Source organism: Ruegeria sp. F12 (genome assembly GCF_056533885.1).
The window spans coordinates 232,899-252,669 of the sequence record NZ_JBQFOV010000003.1 but is presented as its reverse complement, the minus strand read 5'-3'; the positions used below and the strand labels follow the sequence as shown (position 1 = coordinate 252,669).

15 protein-coding genes are annotated in these 19,771 nt (G+C 59.6%); 12 read left to right on the top strand and 3 right to left on the bottom strand.

The window, feature by feature from the left end:
• The first annotated feature begins 148 nt into the window (after positions 1 to 148).
• Positions 149 to 1,252, top strand: coding sequence for a GTP cyclohydrolase FolE2 (folE2, locus tag ACR0CA_RS05925; protein ID WP_170784365.1), 1,104 nt, complete (start codon positions 149 to 151; stop codon positions 1,250 to 1,252).
• Between the two features lie 387 nt (positions 1,253 to 1,639).
• On the opposite strand, the gene ACR0CA_RS05920 is transcribed toward folE2, so the two are convergent.
• On the bottom strand, positions 1,640 to 2,257 hold the full coding sequence (locus tag ACR0CA_RS05920; protein ID WP_480897763.1) for a hypothetical protein: 618 nt from the start codon (positions 2,255 to 2,257) through the stop codon (positions 1,640 to 1,642).
• Between ACR0CA_RS05920 and ACR0CA_RS05915 the strand changes: the two genes are divergently transcribed.
• Positions 2,256 to 3,704: a TrkH family potassium uptake protein gene (locus tag ACR0CA_RS05915; RefSeq protein WP_480897761.1), complete on the top strand. Its 1,449-nt coding sequence runs from the start codon at positions 2,256 to 2,258 to the stop codon at positions 3,702 to 3,704. The two genes, ACR0CA_RS05920 and ACR0CA_RS05915, sit on opposite strands and share 2 nt — an antisense overlap.
• Entirely contained in the window at positions 3,704 to 5,281 is a 1,578-nt protein-coding gene (locus ACR0CA_RS05910; RefSeq protein ID WP_480897759.1) for a thiamine pyrophosphate-binding protein, read from the top strand. The genes ACR0CA_RS05915 and ACR0CA_RS05910 overlap by 1 nt, the downstream gene beginning before the upstream one ends.
• A 50-nt stretch (positions 5,282 to 5,331) precedes the next feature.
• Here the strand turns inward: ACR0CA_RS05910 and ACR0CA_RS05905 are convergent, their stop codons facing one another.
• Positions 5,332 to 7,065, bottom strand: a complete 1,734-nt coding sequence (locus tag ACR0CA_RS05905) for a serine protease (RefSeq protein ID WP_480897758.1) — start codon at positions 7,063 to 7,065, stop codon at positions 5,332 to 5,334.
• A 203-nt stretch (positions 7,066 to 7,268) separates the two neighbouring features.
• On the opposite strand from ACR0CA_RS05905, the gene ACR0CA_RS05900 reads away from it, so the two are divergent.
• Complete coding sequence (locus tag ACR0CA_RS05900; RefSeq protein WP_170769402.1) at positions 7,269 to 8,198, top strand: glycine--tRNA ligase subunit alpha; 930 nt, start codon at positions 7,269 to 7,271, stop codon at positions 8,196 to 8,198.
• A gap of 8 nt (positions 8,199 to 8,206) precedes the next feature.
• Here ACR0CA_RS05900 and ACR0CA_RS05895 read toward each other — a convergent pair whose 3' ends face one another.
• The gene (locus ACR0CA_RS05895; RefSeq protein ID WP_170788468.1) at positions 8,207 to 8,839 is read right to left on the bottom strand and encodes a MarC family protein; all 633 of its coding nucleotides are present in this window, start codon (positions 8,837 to 8,839) and stop codon (positions 8,207 to 8,209) included.
• 78 nt (positions 8,840 to 8,917) lie between these two features.
• On the opposite strand from ACR0CA_RS05895, the gene ACR0CA_RS05890 reads away from it, so the two are divergent.
• From ACR0CA_RS05890 to folP, 8 genes are all read left to right on the top strand, one after another.
• On the top strand, positions 8,918 to 9,439 hold the full coding sequence (locus tag ACR0CA_RS05890) for a DUF6446 family protein (RefSeq protein WP_480897756.1): 522 nt from the start codon (positions 8,918 to 8,920) through the stop codon (positions 9,437 to 9,439).
• Between the two features lie 4 nt (positions 9,440 to 9,443).
• Entirely contained in the window at positions 9,444 to 10,658 is a 1,215-nt protein-coding gene (gene gltS / locus ACR0CA_RS05885; RefSeq protein WP_480897754.1) for a sodium/glutamate symporter, read from the top strand.
• Positions 10,659 to 10,667: 9 nt separating this feature from the next.
• Positions 10,668 to 12,866 carry a glycine--tRNA ligase subunit beta gene (glyS, locus tag ACR0CA_RS05880; RefSeq protein ID WP_480897752.1) on the top strand — a complete coding sequence of 733 codons (2,199 nt, stop codon included), beginning with the start codon at positions 10,668 to 10,670 and terminating at the stop codon, positions 12,864 to 12,866.
• A gap of 108 nt (positions 12,867 to 12,974) precedes the next feature.
• Positions 12,975 to 15,470: a putative PEP-binding protein gene (locus ACR0CA_RS05875; protein WP_480897750.1), complete on the top strand. Its 2,496-nt coding sequence runs from the start codon at positions 12,975 to 12,977 to the stop codon at positions 15,468 to 15,470.
• 187 nt (positions 15,471 to 15,657) lie between these two features.
• The gene (locus ACR0CA_RS05870; RefSeq protein ID WP_170769407.1) at positions 15,658 to 16,299 is read left to right on the top strand and encodes a cell wall hydrolase; all 642 of its coding nucleotides are present in this window, start codon (positions 15,658 to 15,660) and stop codon (positions 16,297 to 16,299) included.
• A 73-nt stretch (positions 16,300 to 16,372) separates the two neighbouring features.
• Positions 16,373 to 17,743 carry a multicopper oxidase family protein gene (locus ACR0CA_RS05865; RefSeq protein WP_480897749.1) on the top strand — a complete coding sequence of 457 codons (1,371 nt, stop codon included), beginning with the start codon at positions 16,373 to 16,375 and terminating at the stop codon, positions 17,741 to 17,743.
• A 101-nt stretch (positions 17,744 to 17,844) separates the two neighbouring features.
• Complete coding sequence (locus tag ACR0CA_RS05860; protein ID WP_170769409.1) at positions 17,845 to 18,765, top strand: dihydroneopterin aldolase; 921 nt, start codon at positions 17,845 to 17,847, stop codon at positions 18,763 to 18,765.
• Positions 18,762 to 19,760 (top strand): dihydropteroate synthase, encoded by a 999-nt coding sequence (gene folP, locus ACR0CA_RS05855; protein ID WP_170788472.1) that lies wholly within the window; start codon positions 18,762 to 18,764, stop codon positions 19,758 to 19,760. The genes ACR0CA_RS05860 and folP overlap by 4 nt, the downstream gene beginning before the upstream one ends.
• Positions 19,761 to 19,771: the final 11 nt, after the last annotated feature.

Genomic DNA, 19,771 nt, shown 5'->3' with positions numbered 1-19,771 from the left:
AGGCTCAAAGAGATGTGTGCGGGGTGGTAAATCGCTCATCCCGCACCAAAAATCGATCCGGACTGTGTTTTCCGGCGTATACGGTTAAACTGGAAAACACGCCCAAGCTGTATATAGTCCGGCGGCGAACCCCGAGGAACCCCAAGCGATGAACGTGCATCCCCGTGACATTGACGACGCCCCCGACCATGACGAGGCCGCTGCGGCGCTGAAAGTTCTGCGCAAATGGGCGGTATCCGCGACCGACGCCGAGATCAGTCAGCTTGATCCGGCAATCGCGCGCCTTGTGCCGGGTCAGGAGACGTCCAACTATCCGTCTTTGTCGCGCGACTACCCCGAGGACTTCAAGGCCGATGAGGCCTATCGCGCCACGCTGCCCGATCTGCAAAACGGTCCGTCCAGCTTGATCCGGGGAGCGAAGCAGCAAATTCAGCATGTGGGTATCTCGAATTTCCGCCTGCCGATCCGGTTTCACCGCAAGGATGGCGAAGACCTGACGCTTGAGACCTCGGTCACGGGCTCGGTCAGCCTTGAGGCTGAGAAGAAGGGCATCAACATGTCCCGCATCATGCGGTCCTTCTACAAACACGCCGAGCGCACGTTCAGCTTCGAAGTCATGGAAGCCGCGCTGGATGATTATATGACCGATCTGGACAGCTTTGACGCGCGTATACAGATGCGGTTTTCCTATCCCGACAAGGTGAAAAGCCTGCGCTCGGGGCTGGAAGGCTATCAGTATTACGACATCGCGCTGGAGCTGGTGGAACAGAACGGCGTGCGCCAGAAGATCATGCATCTGGACTATGTCTACTCTTCGACTTGTCCCTGTTCGCTTGAGCTGAGCGAACATGCTCGTTCAACACGTGGCCAGTTGGCGACGCCGCATTCACAGCGGTCGGTGGCGCGGATTTCGGTAGTGGTAGATTGCGACGCCGATTGCCTTTGGTTCGAGGACCTGATCGCGTTGTGCCGTCGTGCCGTGCCCACGGAAACACAAGTGATGGTTAAACGCGAGGACGAGCAAGCCTTTGCCGAGCTGAACGCCGCAAACCCGATCTTTGTCGAAGATGCTGCGCGCCTATTCTGCGCCGAACTTCTGGCCGACCACCACGTGGGTGATTTTCGCATAGTGGCCAGTCATCAGGAAAGCCTGCACAGCCACGACGCTGTATCAGTTCTGACCGAAGGGCCGACCTTTGTGTCATCCAGCCTTGACCCAAGGCTGTTCTCGACTCTGTTCCATGTCGGCTGAACGCGCAAAGTCTCAGGATTAACCTTACGGCACGTTTTTGCCGCATCGCAGCAAAAAATGCTGCACTCGCACGGTCTTTGAAGTAGACTGATGTGGAATGCAGCCGTGGTTAGACCGTTGGTCAATGGGAAAGCCACTCTGAAGGAAGCTGAAACGTGCAACGCTTGATCCTGCGTGACATCGTTTCCCGCCCGTTATCCCAGGGCGGGCAGGGCCTCTTTTTCTCAAGCGTGCTGCGTTACTTTCAGAGGAGAGACTACGTATGAATCCGATTACCCAGCCCTTGGAATTTCAGGCTGCCGCTATCCGCATGGCAGGCTACGCGGTGAGTAACCAGATGAAAATCATGCAAATTCTGGCTTGCTCGGCGATGGAGCTGCCATTTTTTCAGGTGCAGGCACTACACGCCTCATCCGCTGCGCCCGCGCCTGTTGCACCGAAACCTCCAGCGCCGGCCAAGCCGAAACCGGTAGCCCGTGCTGCCAAGGTGAAAACGCCGCCGGCGGCTAAAGCCAAACCTGCGGTCAAAGCGAAACCGGCAGCGAAGCCAGCCGCCGAATCACCTAAACCGGCAGCCGTGAAATCCACACCGGCCAAAGCAGTGGCTGCCAAACCGGCCAACAAACCGCACATAGCCAAACCAGTGGCGAAAAAACCAGCCGCTCCTAAGCCTTCGGCGGTAAAACCCGCAGTTGCAAAAACGGCAAAGGTCAAGGCAGAGGCACCCAAACCAGCCGCACCCAAGGCGCAACCTGCCAAACCCGCAGCACCCAAGGCCGAAGCCGCGAAACCTGCTGCACCCAAGGCCGAAGCCGCGAAACCTGCTGCACCCAAGGCCGAAGCCGTCAAACCTGCAGCCCTCAAGGCAGAGGTCGTGGCACCAACCCGCCGGACCCGTGCGCCATCGAAGCCGCCCGCAATGCCCAGCGCGACCAACAAAACGCAAAAGTAAATCGGGGCATCCGCTTGACACAGTCGTGCAGGCGCGCCAACGCTGCGCCTCATGACGGATATACGCCCGGTTGGATATGTGATTGGCCTGCTGGTTGCCATTCTTGGGGCGACCATGATTCTGCCTTTGCTTGCGGACCTGATCGAAGGGCGCGACGAATGGCATGTGTTCCTTGAAAGCGGGATCATCACCGTCCTGACAGGCGTCATTCTGGCAATGAGCTGCTCGAACGGGGTGGGCGAAGGTCTGACAATCCGTCAGACCTTTTTGCTGACCACCGGGGTTTGGGTCGCTCTGCCGTTTTTCGGCGCGATCCCTTTTTTGATCGGCGCAACAGAACTGCGCTTTGTCGACGCTTACTTCGAAGCGATGTCCGGCCTGACGACCACCGGTTCGACCGTGATTTCCGGGTTGGATAAGCTCCCGCAGGGCCTGTTGCTGTGGCGCGGAGTGCTGCAATGGTTGGGCGGGATCGGGATCATCGTCGTCGCTATGGTATTTCTACCCGAACTTCGGGTGGGCGGGATGCAGATCTTCCGCTCGGAAGGGTTTGAAACTATGGGGAAAATACTACCCCGCGCGCAAGAGATCGCGGGTCAGATTTCCCTGATCTACGTCTTTCTGACCTTCGTCTGTGTGCTGGTATATGCCGGCTTTGGCATGAGCTTTTTCGACGCCGTCGTCCACGCCATGACCACAATCGCGACTGGAGGGTTCTCGAACTACGACGCCTCGTTCGGGACGTTCTCGGGGCCGACGGAATATGCCGCCTCGGTGTTCATGATTTTGGCGGCTCTTCCTTTCGTGCGCTATGTGCAACTGGCAAATGGCAACACCAGTTCGCTGTGGAAAGACAGCCAGATCCGTGCCTTCCTGGCCACGATCGTTCTGCTAGTCGCGATAATGACCGTCTTTCTGCTAACCGTCTTTCCGCATCACTGGGAACAAGCGTTTCGGGAATCTCTGTTCAACATCACCTCGATCATCTCGGGCACAGGCTATGCCAGCGTGAACTACATGACCTGGGGCAGTTTCCCGGTCATGGTTTTCTTCTTGATCGGCCTGATCGGTGGCTGTGCGGGCTCGACCGCCTGTTCGATCAAGGTGTTCCGCTACCAGCTTTTGTTTGCCTCGATCAAAACCCAAATACGCCGCATCCGCTCGCCCCATGGGGTGTTCATGCCTTTGTATGATGGACGGCCGATAAGTACGGATGTTCTGACCTCGGTGATGAGCTTTTTCATGTTCTTTGTGCTGTCAATGGGCGTTCTGGCCTGGGCTCTGGCGCTGACGGGTCTGGACTTTATCACCTCGGTTTCAGGCGCGGCGACGGCGTTGGCCAATGTAGGGCCGGGGCTTGGTGATCAGATCGGTCCGGCAGGCAATTTCGCGGGGCTGAGCGATACCGCCAAGTGGTTGCTGTCCATCGGGATGCTGGTCGGGCGGCTTGAGCTTCTGGCCGTTTACGCCCTGTTCACCGTTCAATTCTGGAGAAACTGATGAAAAGACCCCTCGGCGCGCAAATCTCGCATATGCTTCGGGATCGCGGTGTGGATGTGATTTTCGGCATCCCCGGCGTGCATAATCAGGAAATGTACCGGGGGATCGAAGAGGCGGGCATCACCCATGTTCTGGCTCGGCACGAACAAGGGGCCGGGTTCATGGCCGACGGCTATGCGCGGGCAACTGGTAAGCCGGGGGTGGCCTATGTGATTACCGGGCCGGGCCTGTGCAACATCATGACACCTATGGGGCAGGGATATTCGGATTCGGTGCCGATTCTGGTTCTGTCCTCATGTCTGGACGAGACCGAGGCGTCAAAGGGCCAGTTGCACCAGATGAAGGACCAGCGCGGGGCCGCCGGTACGGTTGCTGATTGGTCTGTGCAGGCAAATTCGGCCCAAGCCGCTTACGGGCTGGTCGAGCGCGCCTTTGAGGAATTCGAACTGTCGCGCCCGCGTCCCAAGCATATTCAGGTGCCGATCAAACAGCTCCAGGCCGAAGCAGATCCGGCCCCGTTTCCCAATCAGCCGGGGCTGCGCACCAAGGCCGCGCCGCCGGATGTCGCGCCCGTTCTGTCGATGCTGAACATCGCCCGCAGGCCCTTGTTCATCTTGGGGGGCGGGGCGCGGTCCAACCTGTGGCGGCAGATCCTGACCCAACTGGGGGCGGCCTGTTTCACCACCTATGCGGGGCGCGGCATGGCCGGGTTGAACTATGCGTTGGATTTTGGTTCCTACCTGCCCAGGCCGGGCAGCGCGGAAGTTATCGACTCGGCCGATCTGGTTGTGGTCGTTGGATCGGAGCTGGGTGAAGTTGACCTGTGGCGCGACGATCTGGGGTATTCCGGAAATCTGGTGCGGGTCGATCTGGACCCGGCTGTACTGTCCGACCGCCACCGGGCAGCGGTCAAATTGCAGGTGGATGGAGAAAGCTTCGCCCATGCGCTTTGGGCGGCGATCGACCATGTGAAACCGGCAACTGGCTGGACCGAGGACGAAGTGGTGCAAGCCCGCGCGAAATGGCGGGTCGAGGTGGACGCCGAACGCCCCGGCATCGTCCCCGTGCTGGACGCGCTGCGCGAAGCGATGCCGGCCGAGACCATGATCTATTCGGACATGACCCAGCTAGCCTATGTCGGCAAAGAGGTCTGGGACATGACCTTCCCCTACCACTGGCATCACCCGACCGGGTTCGGCACGCTGGGTTACGCTCTACCCGCCGGGATCGGCGGTGCGGTTGCACGGCGCGGAAAACCGACGGCGGTGATGGCCGGGGATTACGGGTTTCACTACACAATGGCCGAGCTGGGTGTCGCGGTCGAGTTGGGCTTGTCTCTGCCCATCATTCTCTGGGACAACGCCAAGCTGAAAGAGATCGAGGACAGCATGGTCCGGGGTCAGATCGCACCCAACGCCGTGGTCGCGCGCAACCCCGATTTCTGCAAACTCGCCGAAGCGTTTGGCGCTCTGTCCGCAAACCCCTCTAGCCTGGAGGAGATGCAGCAGACGGTTCGTGGGGCATTCTCGGCGCCGGGTCCGACGCTGATACGGGTGACGCCCGACATCCTGACATAAGAAAAGCGCTGCATGGGTTTTGCGGCGCTTTTTTGTTTTGGATTAAGTGCTTACTCCCAGCAGTGAACCAGTACAGTCATACCTGTAGCGCGACGGTTCAGTTCGTTGGGCGACACCTGACCGGTGGATTGACCGGCCTGACCGACAACGCCCGCCTTATCAAGGATTTCACCCAGACGCGCCGCGGTTGCGGCCAAACTGACCGAGGCGGGCAGGGTTCGGCCGTCCGCGGGCGTCGGCAATAGCATCCCCACAACCTGACCGCTGGTGTCAAAAATCGGGCCACCTGCGTCGCCGGGTTGTGCGGCCAGCGCCAGACGTTTCACGCCCTCTTCACCGTTCAGCCCGCGCACATCGGCGATCTGGCCATAGGTCAGCGTCGGTGCGCCCAACGCGCCTTCGTAGGAGAACCCGGACACGGCGACCTCGGTCTGAATGCGCGGAGTAGCGGCGTTGAACTCGGCAACATTCAGCGGGGCGAGGGTGGTTTTGGGACGCAGGACGGCGACTCCAAGATCCACATCGGTCCAGGCGACCTGAAGTTCCTGATCACCGTCCAGCGTCAGACGGGTGCACATGTCGGTGGCCTCGGTCACAGTCAAAATCGTACCGTTGGCGTCCGCGAAAAAGCCCGAACGCGACAGACGGGGTTTGCGCAGCTGCAGGCCCGAGATCAGGTCAATGCGCTGCTCAGCCTCGGCCCCGGCGCTGGCATCCAGAACGGCGTCATTGGTGGCAAAACTGGCCTTCATTCCCGCCAGCACACGGGCGCGGCGGGCCTCATCCCCGTCGGGCCATACAAGGGTAAAGCCCTTGATCTGGCCGTCTTGCAGCTGGGCTTCGGTATAAGACACGATGCCATTGCCGCGCCCTTCGAGCGTAAAACGGTCACCGCGCAACTGACGAGGGCCGTCCAGCGGCACGATCTCGAGCGATTGCATGACCTCGTAAAGCGCGCGCAGGGTGTTCTTGTCGCCTTCCTGACTGATCAGCAGTGCCTTGGCATTCAGGTCAGAGATACTGTTGAAATGGGCAAACGGGGCCTCATACCGGTCAAAGGCAACAGCGCTAAGCGGCAGGTCCAGATCAATCCCCGCCTGCGGGTCGGAATGGCGGGCCATCCCGACGCTGATCAGAGGGGCGTTGTAGTCGTCCATCAAGGTGGTGCGTTGCGCGGTGGTTAGAACTCCGGTGGCCTCGAACCCGTTGAAGCGCTGCCAATCCGCCATCGAACGACGGGTGCCTTGCCCGAAAGCTCCATCAATGGTCGAATTGTAGAACCCGGCGGCCTGAAGGGCGGTTTGCAACGCGCGTCGATCCTGCGCGCTGAGCAGCCGTTCGGATTGTAGCGCCTGCGCGCGGGTTTCATCTGATGTCTGCGGCGTCAGCCCGGTTGCAGGTTGTTCCGGCGCAGCGGTTGTCGGAGGTTCCACTGCGGCGCGGTCTTGGCTGGTGCTCGAAACAGGCCAGAACTGCGGCCCAAAATTGTTGGAAACCGCGATGTAACTGTCGGAGGGGATTTGGCCTTCAGCGCGATAAACCCTCAGAACTTGCTCGGCATCAGCGCGTAAATACGGCCCTATAACAATGGCGTACCAGCCAGAGTTCAAGCGAAACCCATTCACGTCTGGTAGAAGGGACGCATAGGCCTGCGCGCGCTCTTGGGCTTGGCTCAGGGATGGCCGTGCCTCGACCTGAACCCAGACGCCTGTCTCTTGCTGGGCGAAAACGGCGCGGGTGCCGAAGAGGAAAAGAAATAGAATTGCTGTAAATATGCGTGTCATTGTCTGCCCGTGTCCGCAATTTTTATCTGGGTGGCAGAGTACGCCAAGTGCAGGGTTGAACACCATGCCCAGATTGCGGGGAATTTGCAGTGTGGCGACGCAGTGACAGGCCGGACGCACTGGCCCGTTGACGCCCCTTGGCCCCTTGCATAGGAAGGGCAAAACCCATCGTTACCGGCGCAGCGGCGCCCAAAGGGAATGTCATGACCGAACAGTCCAGCGCACCTCGTTCTTTTCAGGAGATTATCCTGCGGCTTCAGTCCTATTGGGCCTCGAAAGGCTGCGCGATCCTGCAGCCCTATGACATGGAGGTCGGTGCAGGCACATTCCACCCGGCGACGACTTTGCGCGCCCTGGGGTCCAAGGCATGGGCTGCTGCCTATGTGCAACCCTCGCGCCGCCCGACCGACGGGCGATATGGTGAGAACCCCAACCGATTGCAGCACTACTACCAATATCAGGTGTTGATCAAACCCAGCCCACCGGACCTGCAAGAGCTGTATCTGGGTTCGCTTGAAGCGATCGGTATCGACATGGAGCTGCACGATATCAGGTTCGTCGAGGATGACTGGGAAAGTCCCACTCTGGGCGCATGGGGTCTGGGCTGGGAGGTTTGGTGCGACGGTATGGAAGTCAGCCAGTTCACCTATTTCCAGCAGGTCGGCGGCCACGACTGTACACCCGTTTCGGGCGAACTGACCTATGGGCTGGAGCGTCTGGCCATGTATGTGCTGGGTATCGACCATGTGATGGACATGCCCTTCAATGACCCTCAATCGCCCAGCCCGTTGAAATATGGCGATATCTTCAAACAGACCGAGGAAGAATACGCCCGCTGGAATTTTGACGTGGCCAATACCGAGGTCCTGCTGCGCCACTTTGAAGAGGCTGAGGCGGAATGCGCCACTATTCTGGCGCAAGAGCATGATGATCCAAAGACGGGCAAGCGCATCGTGATGGCGCATCCGGCTTATGATCAGTGCATCAAGGCCAGCCATATCTTCAACCTGCTGGATGCGCGTGGGGTGATTTCAGTCACCGAACGGCAGGCCTATATCGGGCGGGTGCGTGCCCTGGCCAAACAATGCGCAGATGCGTTTGTCATGACCGAGGCTGCCGGGTACGAGGCTTGATGGCCAGATCACGCCAATCCGGGCAGCAACACCTTCAGGCCGTCGGCGATCATGCTTATGGCGATGGCCGAAAGGATCATGCCCATGAAGCGGCTCATAATAACGCGCGCGTTTGCGGACAAGCGTTTGGCCAGCGCCGATGCGTTCCAGAAGGTGACGAACAGCAACAGCAGGACGACCAGAAATACGCCTGCATAAAGCATCGCATCCACTGGTTTGGTGATGTGATGAGCATAGAGGATCAAAGTCGTGATCGTGCCCGGACCGACCAGAATGGGAAAGGCCAGCGGATAGAATGCAACGGTGTCGGGTTCGGGATAGGATTGCTTTTCATCCTCGGTACCGTGATGGGTGGTGCTTTGATTGCCGCTCAGCATGTTGAGGCCGATCATCAGGACGACCAGTCCTCCCGCAACGCGCAGGTCATCGACCGAAATGCCAAACAACCCCAACGCCTGATTGCCGATGGCCGCAAAAGCCCCCCCCAGGATCAGGCAATAGATCGTCACTTTCGCCGCCACCTTACGCTGATCGGCCGAGGACAACCCTTCGGTCACGCTGAGGAAAACGGGCAGGTTGGTGATCGGGTTCATGATCGCAAACAAAGCGCCGAAGAATCCGACGGTAAGGGTGGAGTCCATTCGATAAGCCTCGTATCAACCTGTTACGTGCCGGACCCTGTCCGATTTCATGCGCATTTGAAAGAGGCTGCGTGACCAATGACCGGAAAACTGCTTGCTCTTCTGTTGCTTGGCTCGGCTGTTTTGGCCGGTGTGGGAATGTATTATCTTCAGGTCTATGGGTTTTACTACACGGTCGAACCGCAGCCGGGGCGGGATGTCAATCTGGTGGTCGTTGAGACCGATCAGCCAGAACCGATCACCTATTCTGCGTTTCAGGCGATTGATGCCGACAGCTCTCCGATCCGGTATCGGGCCTGCTTTGAAACCGAGCTGACCCAGGAAGATCTGGCCGCTTTCAAGCTGGTGGACAATGCTGAGCCACTGACCGCGCCCGGGTGGTTTGACTGTTATGATGCCGTGACGATTGCGGATGCACTGAAAACGGGACAGGCGCAGGCTTTCATGGGGCAAAAGAACATCCACTATGGCGTGGACCGGATCGTTGCCGTGACGCAGGACGGCAAAGGCTATGTCTGGCATGCGCTGAACAATTGCGGCGAAAAAGCTTATGACGGAACCGTGGTGGGCGAAGAGTGCCCGCCGCGCCCGCAGGAGTAGCGAAATGATCGAAGAGATGCTGCAAATCCCGGATTTCCTGACGGCCACAATGGGGTTTGCTGTCTATCTGATCGGGGCCGAGATCAACGCCCGTGTAGCAGCGCTACGGCAATTCAACATCCCTGAACCCGTAACCGGAGGGTTGCTGGCCTCGGTCTTTCTGCTGGGGCTTTATCTGCTTTTCGGGATTGAGATGACTTTTGGTCTGGCCGCGCGGGATTTCCTGCTGGTGGTGTTCTTTGCAGGGATCGGTTTGAATGCCCGGCTGTCGGATTTGATCGCGGGCGGGAAGCCGTTGCTCTTGCTTCTGATTCTGACACTTGTGACGATTATTTTGCAAAATGGCGTGGGCGCTGTTGGGGCAGTGCTTTTTGGCTATCCGGCGCAGGCCGGGGTGCTGTTCGGCTCGGCCGCGCTGATCGGCGGGCACGGCACAGCAATCGCCTGGGCCCCCGAAGTGGGTGCGGTAACTGGATTAGAGGGCGCGACCGAACTGGGTGTGGCCGTTGCAACCTTGGGCCTTGTATTGGCGGCTCTAGTCGGCGGCCCCATCGCGCGTTATCTGATCGAGGGCCGGAACCTGACACCTGAACGACCGGACGAAGAGCACACCGTCGGCCTACCCGAAAACCCCTCCGAGGCTGCCTCAAAGGTGGATCACCTGACCATCATGCGGGTGATGCTGTATCTGAACATCGCAATTGTTGCCGGGTATTTGCTTCATCAGGCCATCAGCGCGGCGGGGTTGAAGCTGCCGCTTTTCGTGCCTTGCCTAATCATGGGGATCGTAATTGCCAATCTGCGTTCTGCGCTTTTCCCCAAGGCTCCGCCCGTTGCCCGAACGCCCTCGCTGGCGCTTATTTCCGAGTTCTCGCTGGGCGCGTTTCTGGCCATGTCACTCATGAGTTTGCAGCTGTGGACCATTGCCGAGTTGGGGCTGGCTATCATTGTGATTTTGGCAGCGCAGACACTTATGGCCGTGGCTTTTGTTATCTGGGTATTGTTCCCGGTGATGGGCGGCAGCTACCGCGCTGCTGTCTTGTCAGCGGGGTTCGGCGGGTTCGCCCTTGGGGCCACTCCGACCGCTATCGCGAATATGACCGCTGTTACCAAGCGATATGGCCCGTCGCCTATTGCCTTTATCGTGCTGCCCCTTGTATCCGCGTTCTTTGTGGATATTGCCAATGCCATCGTCATCCAGACGATCGTGAACTTCTAAGGACCGACCATGCCCGACCTGCTGATCGAACTGTTTTCCGAGGAAATCCCCGCACGGATGCAAGCCCGTGCCGGTGAGGATCTGAAAAAGCGGATTACCGATGGTCTGGTCGAGGCCGGTCTGACCTATGCCGGGGCCGCAGCGCTGACCACGCCGCGCCGCCTGACTCTGGCGGTTGAGGGGCTGCTGGCGGAAAGCCCAACCATCCGCGAAGAACGCAAGGGCCCAAAGGTCGCCGCCCCGGACAAAGCCATCGAAGGCTTCCTGCGCGGTGCGGGTCTGACCCGTGATCAGCTGGAAGAACGCGACACCCCCAAGGGCGCGGTTTATTTCGCCACCATCGAAAAAGCCGGTCGCCCGGCAGCCGAGATCGTGGCCGAAGTGCTTGAGGCCACCATCCGCAATTTCCCATGGCCCAAGTCGATGCGCTGGGGCAGCGGCCCGCTGCGCTGGGTGCGCCCTTTGCATTCGATCCTGTGCATTCTGTCGGATGAGGCGGGCGCTCAGGTCGTGCCGCTTGAGGTTGATGGGATCAAATCCGGGGATACCACGGGGGGGCACCGTTTCATGGCTCCGGATCGGTTCTCGGTCACGTCTTTCGAAGACTATTCCGCCAAACTTAAACGCGCCTTTGTGGACCTGAACCCTGCGGACCGGGCCGAGCATATCTGGAACGACGCGCAGAACATGGCCTTTGCTGCCGGTCTGGAAGTGGTCGATGACAAGGGCCTGCTGGCTGAGGTTGCCGGTCTGGTCGAATGGCCGGTGGTTCTGATGGGTAAGATCGATGACGAATTTCTGGACCTGCCCCCTGAGGTTCTGCAGACCTCGATGAAAGAACATCAGAAGTTCTTTTCGGTGAAGAACCCCAAGACCGGTCGGATTGAAAAGTTCATAACCGTCGCCAACCGCGAAACCGCCGACAATGGTGCGACCATTCTGGCAGGGAACCAAAAGGTGCTGTCCGCCCGGCTGGCGGATGCGAAGTTCTTCTGGGAGAACGACCTGCGCATCGTCAAGTCCGACGGGTTCGAACCTTGGGTCGAGAAACTGAATGCGGTGACGTTCCATGCCGAACTGGGCTCGCAGGGCGAGCGGGTTCTGCGCATCGCCGCGCTGGCGCATGAACTGGCCGGGGCAACGGGTGCGACGCCCGCACTGGCGATGATGGCCGCACAGGCGTGTAAGGCCGATCTGTCATCCGAGATGGTGTTCGAATTTCCCGAATTGCAGGGCTTGATGGGCCGCTACTACGCTCAGGCTGCCGAATTGCCAGCCGAGGTGGGGCAGGCCGGTCAGGAGCATTACTCGCCGCTTGGCCCGTCGGATGATGTGCCGACCGCGCCGGTTTCCGTGGCGGTGGCGCTGGCAGACAAGCTGGACACGCTGACCGGGTTCTGGGCGATTGACGAAAAGCCGACGGGATCGAAAGACCCGTTTGCCCTGCGCCGCGCAGCGCTTGGGGTGATCCGGTTGATCTTGAACAACAATTTGCGACTGTCGCTGAATGACACCTTCGCATCGGCATTGGGAAGCTTGCTGAAACTGCCCGAATGGCAGGCAGCCCTGCTAGAGGCCAAGGCGAAACAAGCCAAGGCCGAGGATGCTGAGGCCGCCGCGCAAGAGGTTCATGGGCTGGCTCATCAGGTCGAAGCCGCGACAGCGATCGTCAGCAATGCTCCGGCGGACCTGCTGTCCTTCTTCCACGACCGCCTCAAGGTGTTCCTGCGAGACGAGGGCATCCGCCACGACATCATCGACGCCTGTATCGCGATGGACGGCAATGATGACCTCAACCTGTTGGTCAAACGCGCTCGTGCTCTGAACGCGGTGATCGCGACCGAGGATGGCGAGAACCTTGTTCAGGGCTTCAAACGCGCCAACAACATCCTCACACAGGCCGAGGAAAAGGACGGGGTCGAGTATTCCTACGGTGCGGATGTGAAATTCGCCGAGACCGACAGCGAAAAGGCGCTGTTTGCGGCGCTGGATAACGCGCAAGGTAAGATCGAAGCCGCGCAGAAGGCCGAGGATTTCCCCGCAGCCATGACCGCTATGGCCGCACTGCGCGGTCCGGTAGATGCCTTCTTCGAGGATGTTCAGGTCAATACCGACAATGACATCCTGCGGCGCAACCGCCTGAACCTGCTCAGCCAGATCCGGCAGGTCTGCGCGCGCGTCGCGGACCTCAGCAAGATCGAGGGCTGATCCAGATCGCCCTTGCGCCATTGGTGCAGGGGCTTATGCTGCGGGCAAACAAAAGGTGCCGCAGTGCAGAATAACCCGCATACTACATTAATTACGCCCACAGCACCCGTGACCGCTTCGTCGCACGGGGGGCGTGCGAAGTGCCTGCAACGGCTTGTGCGTCTGGATATGCCGGTTCCGCGCACCGTGGCTCTGTCTTTTGATGCGGTGCAGAACATTGCGCAGGGCCAAGTTCCTGATATCGACGCTATTCTGGAGCAGTTCGCGCAGACGGATCTGTTGTGTGTCCGTCCCAGCTCTGAAGACCCCGATTGGGGTGGTCCCGGCGCAATTCTGAATATCGGGATGAACGACGCGCGCTATGTGGACCTGTCGGATTCGATGGGCGTCGAGGCTGCGGCAGCTTTGTACCTGCGTTTTGTCCAAAGCTACGCGATCCACGTGGCACGTCTGGACGCGGATTTGTTTGACGAGATCGACGCGGACGGGCGCGAAGGTCTGCAACAATCCCTGCGCGCCTACGAAGACGAGACGGATGAAAGCTTTCCGCAGGACCGGGGCGAGCAATTGGTTGCGGTTTTGCGCTCGATGGCGCGGGCGTGGGATGGAACTTCGGCGCGGTTGCTGCGGCAGGCCAAAGGTGCGCCCGCGGATGCCGGGCTGGGCCTTGTGATTCAAGAGATGATACCCGGCGTCGGTCAGGGAGAATGCGGGTCGGGCGTGTTGCAACTTATTGATCCGACAACAGGAATGCCGCAGATCACCGGTCGCTATCTGAGCCAGAGCCAGGGCCGCGATGCGCTGGGGGAAGGGGTGGCCGCGCTCTATCTTGAAAAGGACCCGCGCGGGAAATCTCTCGAAGAGGTTGCGCCTGACGCGTTTGCTGACCTGAAGGCACATGCCGCGCAGATGCGAGCCAAGCTACGCGAGGAGATGCAGGTCGAGTTCGTGATCGAAAACGGTCATGTCCATATTCTGGACGGTGTGCGGGTGCAACGCAGCGCTCGGGCGGCGGTCCGGATTGCCGTGCGTCTGGCCGAAGACGGCATCATACCGCCGCAAGAGGCCGTGATGCGAGTCGATCCGCATTCGCTGAACGAGTTGTTGCACCGTCAGGTTCACCCAGACGCGCAGCGCGACGTCCTGACCACCGGGATTGCCGCCAGTCCGGGTGCTGCTACTGGCAAGATCGTGTTCACAGCCGCCGAGGCACAGGCCAGCGCCGCACGGGGTGAACCCTGTATTCTGGTCCGCCGCGAAACCGCGCCGGAGGATGTGCGCGGGATGCACGCAGCTGTTGCCGTGTTAACCGAGAAGGGCGGGATGACCAGCCACGCGGCGGTGATTGGCCGTGGTCTGGGTCTGCCCTGCATAGTCGGCGCGTCCGAGATGCGATTCCAGACCAAGAAGAAGCTGCTGACCGCACCGGATGGTCGGATGTTCAAAACCGGGGATGTTCTGACAATCGACGGTAGTTCGGGCCAGGTTCTGGCAGGGCAGCCCGCAATGCTTGAAGCCGCCCTGGACGATTGTTTTCAAACGCTTATGGGCTGGGCTGACGCGGAGCGTGACATTGCCATCCGCGCCAATGCCGACACACCTGCCGACGCACAGACTGCACGCAACTTTATGGCGCAGGGTATAGGACTGTGCCGGACTGAACACATGTTCTTTGATCCCGGTCGTCTGATCGTGATGCGCGAGATGATCTTCGCGCAAACCTCTTCGGGTCGCGCGGCGGTGCTGGAACGCCTTTTGCCGATGCAGCGCGAAGACTTTGTCGAACTGTTCCGCATTATGGAAGGCCAACCCGTCTGTATCCGCCTGTTCGACCCACCATTGCATGAGTTCCTGCCCACCACTCGCAGCGGTCAGCGTGAGCTGGCCGAAGCGCTGGATCTGCCGGTCTCGGACGTTGAACGCCGGGTGGACGCAATGACCGAATATAACCCCATGTTGGGTTTGCGCGGCGTCCGTCTGGGCGTGACCGTGCCTGAGATTTACGACATGCAGGCCCGCGCCATCTTTGAGGCGACGCTTGAGGCCAGCAAGAACGGCGCACCAGTTGTGCCCGAGGTGATGATCCCTCTGGTTTCGGCCAAGCGCGAGGTCGAGCTCGTCAAATCGCGCATCGACACGGTTGCCGCCTCGGTCGCGGCTGAGCGCGGGCAAGAGTTTGAATATCGGTTGGGTGTCATGGTCGAAACCCCGCGTGCCTGTCTGCGCGCCGATGAGATTGCGCCGCAGACTGCGTTTCTGAGCTTCGGTACCAACGACCTGACCCAGATGACTTACGGCCTGTCGCGCGACGATGCCGGACGCTTTATGTCGGCCTATGTCCAGCAGGGTGTATTCGCCGAAGACCCATTCCACGTGTTGGATTCGGATGGCGTGGGAGAACTGCTGAAACTGGGCGCTGAGAGGGGGCGGCAAGTTAAACCGGACGTGACCCTATCGGTCTGTGGTGAACATGGCGGAAACCCCGAATCAATCGCCATCTGCCGTGCGCTTGGATTCGACTATGTCTCCTGTTCACCCTTCCGGGTCCCGGTCGCTCGGCTGGCTGCCGCGCAACTGGCGATTTCGTCCAGACTTGGGGGTTGACAGCGGCACAGTCCGCTAGGATTAGTAGGAAACAAATCACACCGTCGTCATATATTTTTGACGTTACGGCGATTTTCCACTTGCTTTTTTTAGAAAACTGGACGTTTCCGATTCAATTCGGTATGAGCCTCGTCGCGCCCGCCGGGGGAGGGTATGGCGCCGAATGTGCCTGTGCGAGGTTATCTGAATGCTACGATACATACTGGCTGCTGCCACATTGGCGGCAACCGTGCTGCCAAGTGTTTCCGTCGCTGAGAGGGAAACCACTGATACTGCCAAGCGTGAACTTGTGACTCGGACTGAACTGCCCGGTCAAAACTTCCGCGAATACTTGAATTTGTTCAAGCCCCGAAAGGTACTTGAACAGCAGAAAATATCCTACTCCAAGGACTGGCTGGATGACCAGCCCGCCGCAACCGGGGATGAGCACTTCAAATGCCTGGCCGAGGCGCTTTACTTCGAAGCGCGTGGGGAAAGCGTGCGCGGTCAATTTGCCGTGGCTGAGGTCATCATGAACCGTGTAGACAGCAGCCGCTTTCCGGACACGCTGTGTGGGGTGATCAAGCAAGGGACCGGCAAGAAATACCAGTGCCAGTTCACTTATACTTGTGATGGCCGCAAGGAAGTGATCCGAGAGAAAAAAGCCTATGAGCGGGTGTCCAAAGTAGCCCGTGCCGCGATTGACGGCCTCAGCGATGCGCTGACCGAAGGGGCGACCCATTATCATACCAAGGCGGTGAAACCGTCCTGGGCGCGGGTCTACAAGGAAACGGCTCGGATTGGTGTGCATATTTTCTATCGCCACAATTATCGGACGGCTAGCAACTAACTGACGCACCCGCGCTGGAACCCTGATGGCGCGGGGCGTTGGATGATCTATGTTATGGGCCAGGAGGCTCATAATGCTGTTTAACCGTCGACAATTCCTGGGCGCGTCTGCTGCCCTATCTGCCTTTCCAAAAGTGGGCTTGGCTGCGTTTCCAGAACTAGTGGCGCGCGAAGCGGCGCAACAGATTGCGCCGGTGGAATTCCCGAAAACACCGGTTTGGGGCTTTGGCGGAACCGTACCGGGTACAGAAATCCGCGTACCGCAAGGCGGGCGCGTGCAGCGCAGGGTGTCGAATGCTCTGCCTCAGGCCACGTCAGTGCATTGGCACGGCATTCGAATTGACAATGCGATGGACGGTGTGCCGGGGCTGACGCAGGATGTCATCGAGTCCGGGGGCGCGTTCGACTATGACTTTGCTGTCCCTGATGCCGGAACCTATTGGTATCACTCACACAATCGCACGGTTGAACAGGTGGCCCGTGGCCTTTATGGCCCGCTGATCGTCGAAGAGCCTGACGCGCCAGACGTCGATCGGGATCTGACGTTGATGCTGGATGACTGGCGGCTGGACCAGGAAACCGGGCAGATAACGGATGATTTCGACAATGGACATGACCTCAGCCATGCCGGGCGGCTGGGTAATATCATTACCGTAAATGGTCAGTTGGATCCCTCGTATCAGGTGGGTGCGGCCGAGCGGCTGCGCCTGCGTCTGATCAACGCCTCGAATGCTCGGATATTCGATCTGGGTATAGATGGGCTGACCGGCTGGATCGTGGCGCTGGACGGGATGCCGTTGGAGACCCCGCTGGAGATTACCGACACCTTCCCGCTGGGGCCGGCGCAACGGGCAGACATGATCGTTGACGTGCGCGCCTTGGCCTCAGAAACCGCCAGCCTTGTCAGCTTTGAGCGTGACGGTGGTTTCGGCCTGGTCCGCTTTGACGTGTCGGGTGCGGGCAGAGCGGTGCGATCCGGCATCGCGGCGCTGCCGCCCAATCCTCTGCCGGTGATATCCACGGATAGTGCACCACTGCATCGGATGGAGATGCAGGGCGGCGCGATGCGTTGGCTCAGCTCGGCCAAGCTGGGCGAAACCGAGCTGACGGGGCAGGAACTGGCCCAACTTGGGCGGTTTTGGGCGTTGAACGGATATGCTGAACGCCCCAAGGACCCGTTTCTGGACACCCGACTGGGGGAAACCCACCAGATCAAGTTTGCCAACCAGACGGCGTTTCCCCATGCGATGCACATGCATGGCCATCATTTCCGTATCATCTTGTCGGATGGCAGCCTTGGTCCGTGGCGCGACACCGTCCTGCTGGGGCGGGGGCAAACCCGACAGGTCGCTCTGGTTGCGGATAATCCGGGCAGTTGGCTGTTGCATTGTCACATGTTGGGCCATGCCGCATCGGGGATGATGAGCTGGTTTCGCGTCACCTGACGACGCATTCGACGACTGGAAAGGCGTTTGTTGCGGTGCTATACGCGCCCGCAATGTCTAATTTGGGCAGATCAGTCCCAATGCCCGAGAAGGTCCGTCTTATGAGTTCTGAAATCCGCCTCGCCTTTGCGCACCCTTCGGAACGGTCCGAAGCGATGGCCGCCGGAGAGCCTTTGGATCGAATCTCGCTGAGGGATCACATTGTTGAGGTCGAGATCGGTGCCTTTCAGGCCGAACGTGGGACCACACAGCGCATCTGCTTCAACATTGTGGTCGAGGTGCGGCCTTTGACCGATGCGATTGATGACGATGTTGACCGCATCCTGTCCTATGACCGCGTGACCGAGGCGATTGCCTTTGAACTGGCTGCCGAGCGGTTGAACCTGCTGGAAACATTGGCAGAGCGTGTTGCCGAGCGTATTTTGCTTGAACCGCAGGCTGTAAAAGCTTTTGTTCGAATTGAAAAACTGGATCGCGGGCCTGGCGCACTGGGGGTCGAGATTGTGCGTGGCAAGGATGCTGTGCACCACGACGTGGTCGAGGAAGAACGTCCCCATCCACGTCTTGTCTTCCTGTCGAACGAGGCGATTGCCTCGGGCAATCTAACCGGTTGGATCGACCAGCTTGAGAACCGGCAACGCCCGCTTATCCTGTGCGTTGGAAGTGCAGACTTGGCTGTTCCCCAGACGGGTCATGCGATGACCCAGCGTCGGATCGATCTTTTGGCGATCGAACAAAATGCCTGGGTTCTGGCCGCGCGGGATCACCGCTGCGTTGTTGTCTCGACCCGGACCGAGCTGGATTGGGCGATGAAGAACGGGCAGATTTGCGTTTGGGCCCCGTCCAAGATCGTGCTGGATGCGGTTGATGGTCCCTCGGCCGCGCCGTCGGACGCGGTGGCGCTGGCGGCCTGGTTTGCGGCCACATTTGAAGCCAGCGAGATGATGGTCATTGGAGGCGCACTGCCAGACGACCCTAAAACACCATTGCGCGCTGTCTCTGTGGATCAGGCGCAACTGTGACCACCTACTACAGACCTTTGGTTCAGAACGGCGCTCGGCGTCCTGAAGGGGCCGTGACTTTGGCCGGACAAGCGCTGTGGTTTACCCATGTGGAACGCTTGAGACGGACGGAAAACGCCTCTGTTGTCGCAGTGCAGGACGTGCCTGATGAGATTCTGGCCATCCTTTCGCGTCCCCGCGCGCCCATTGCAGGGCTGGATATGAACTGCCCGCACATCATGGGCATCTTGAATGCAACGCCAGACAGTTTCTCGGACGGTGGGGTACACAATTCGGTGCAAACTGCCCGGGACGCGGCGGAGCAAATGGTTGGGCAAGATGCGACGATCCTGGATATCGGCGGCGAATCCACCCGACCCGGAGCCGCGTTTGTCCCAGAGGACGAAGAGATCGCCCGCACCAAGCCCCTGATCCAAGCGATCTGCGAGCGGACCAAAGCGCTGATTTCGATCGACACGCGCAAAGCCAGCGTCGCAAAGGCGGCGTGGCAGGCGGGGGCTGGCCTGATCAACGATGTCTCGGGCTTTACTTTCGATCCAGACTTGGCCCCGTTCTGCGCAGAAGTTGGGGCACCGGTCTGCGTCATGCATATGCAGGGCGACCCGACCAACATGCAGGACGATCCCAGATATAATGACGTGCTGCTAGACGTGTATGACTTCTTGAACGATCAGGTGCAGTATCTGGAGGCCCTTGGTCTGAACCGCAACCAGATCATTGTCGATCCGGGTATCGGTTTTGGCAAGTCCGTGGACCACAACGCAACTCTGTTGCGCAATCTCAGCCTGTTTCACGGGTTGGGATGCCCAATCCTATTGGGTGTGTCGCGCAAGGGGTTCATCGGGCAGATCGGCAAAGAGACGCGCAAGGACGCCCGCGCGCCCGGTTCGATTGCGGTTGGGCTGGCTGGTCTGGCACAAGGGGTACAGATCCTGCGGGTTCACGACGTGGCTGAGACCGCTCAGGCCTTGCGTCTGTGGGCTGCCGTCCGGTAATCCGGTCGCAG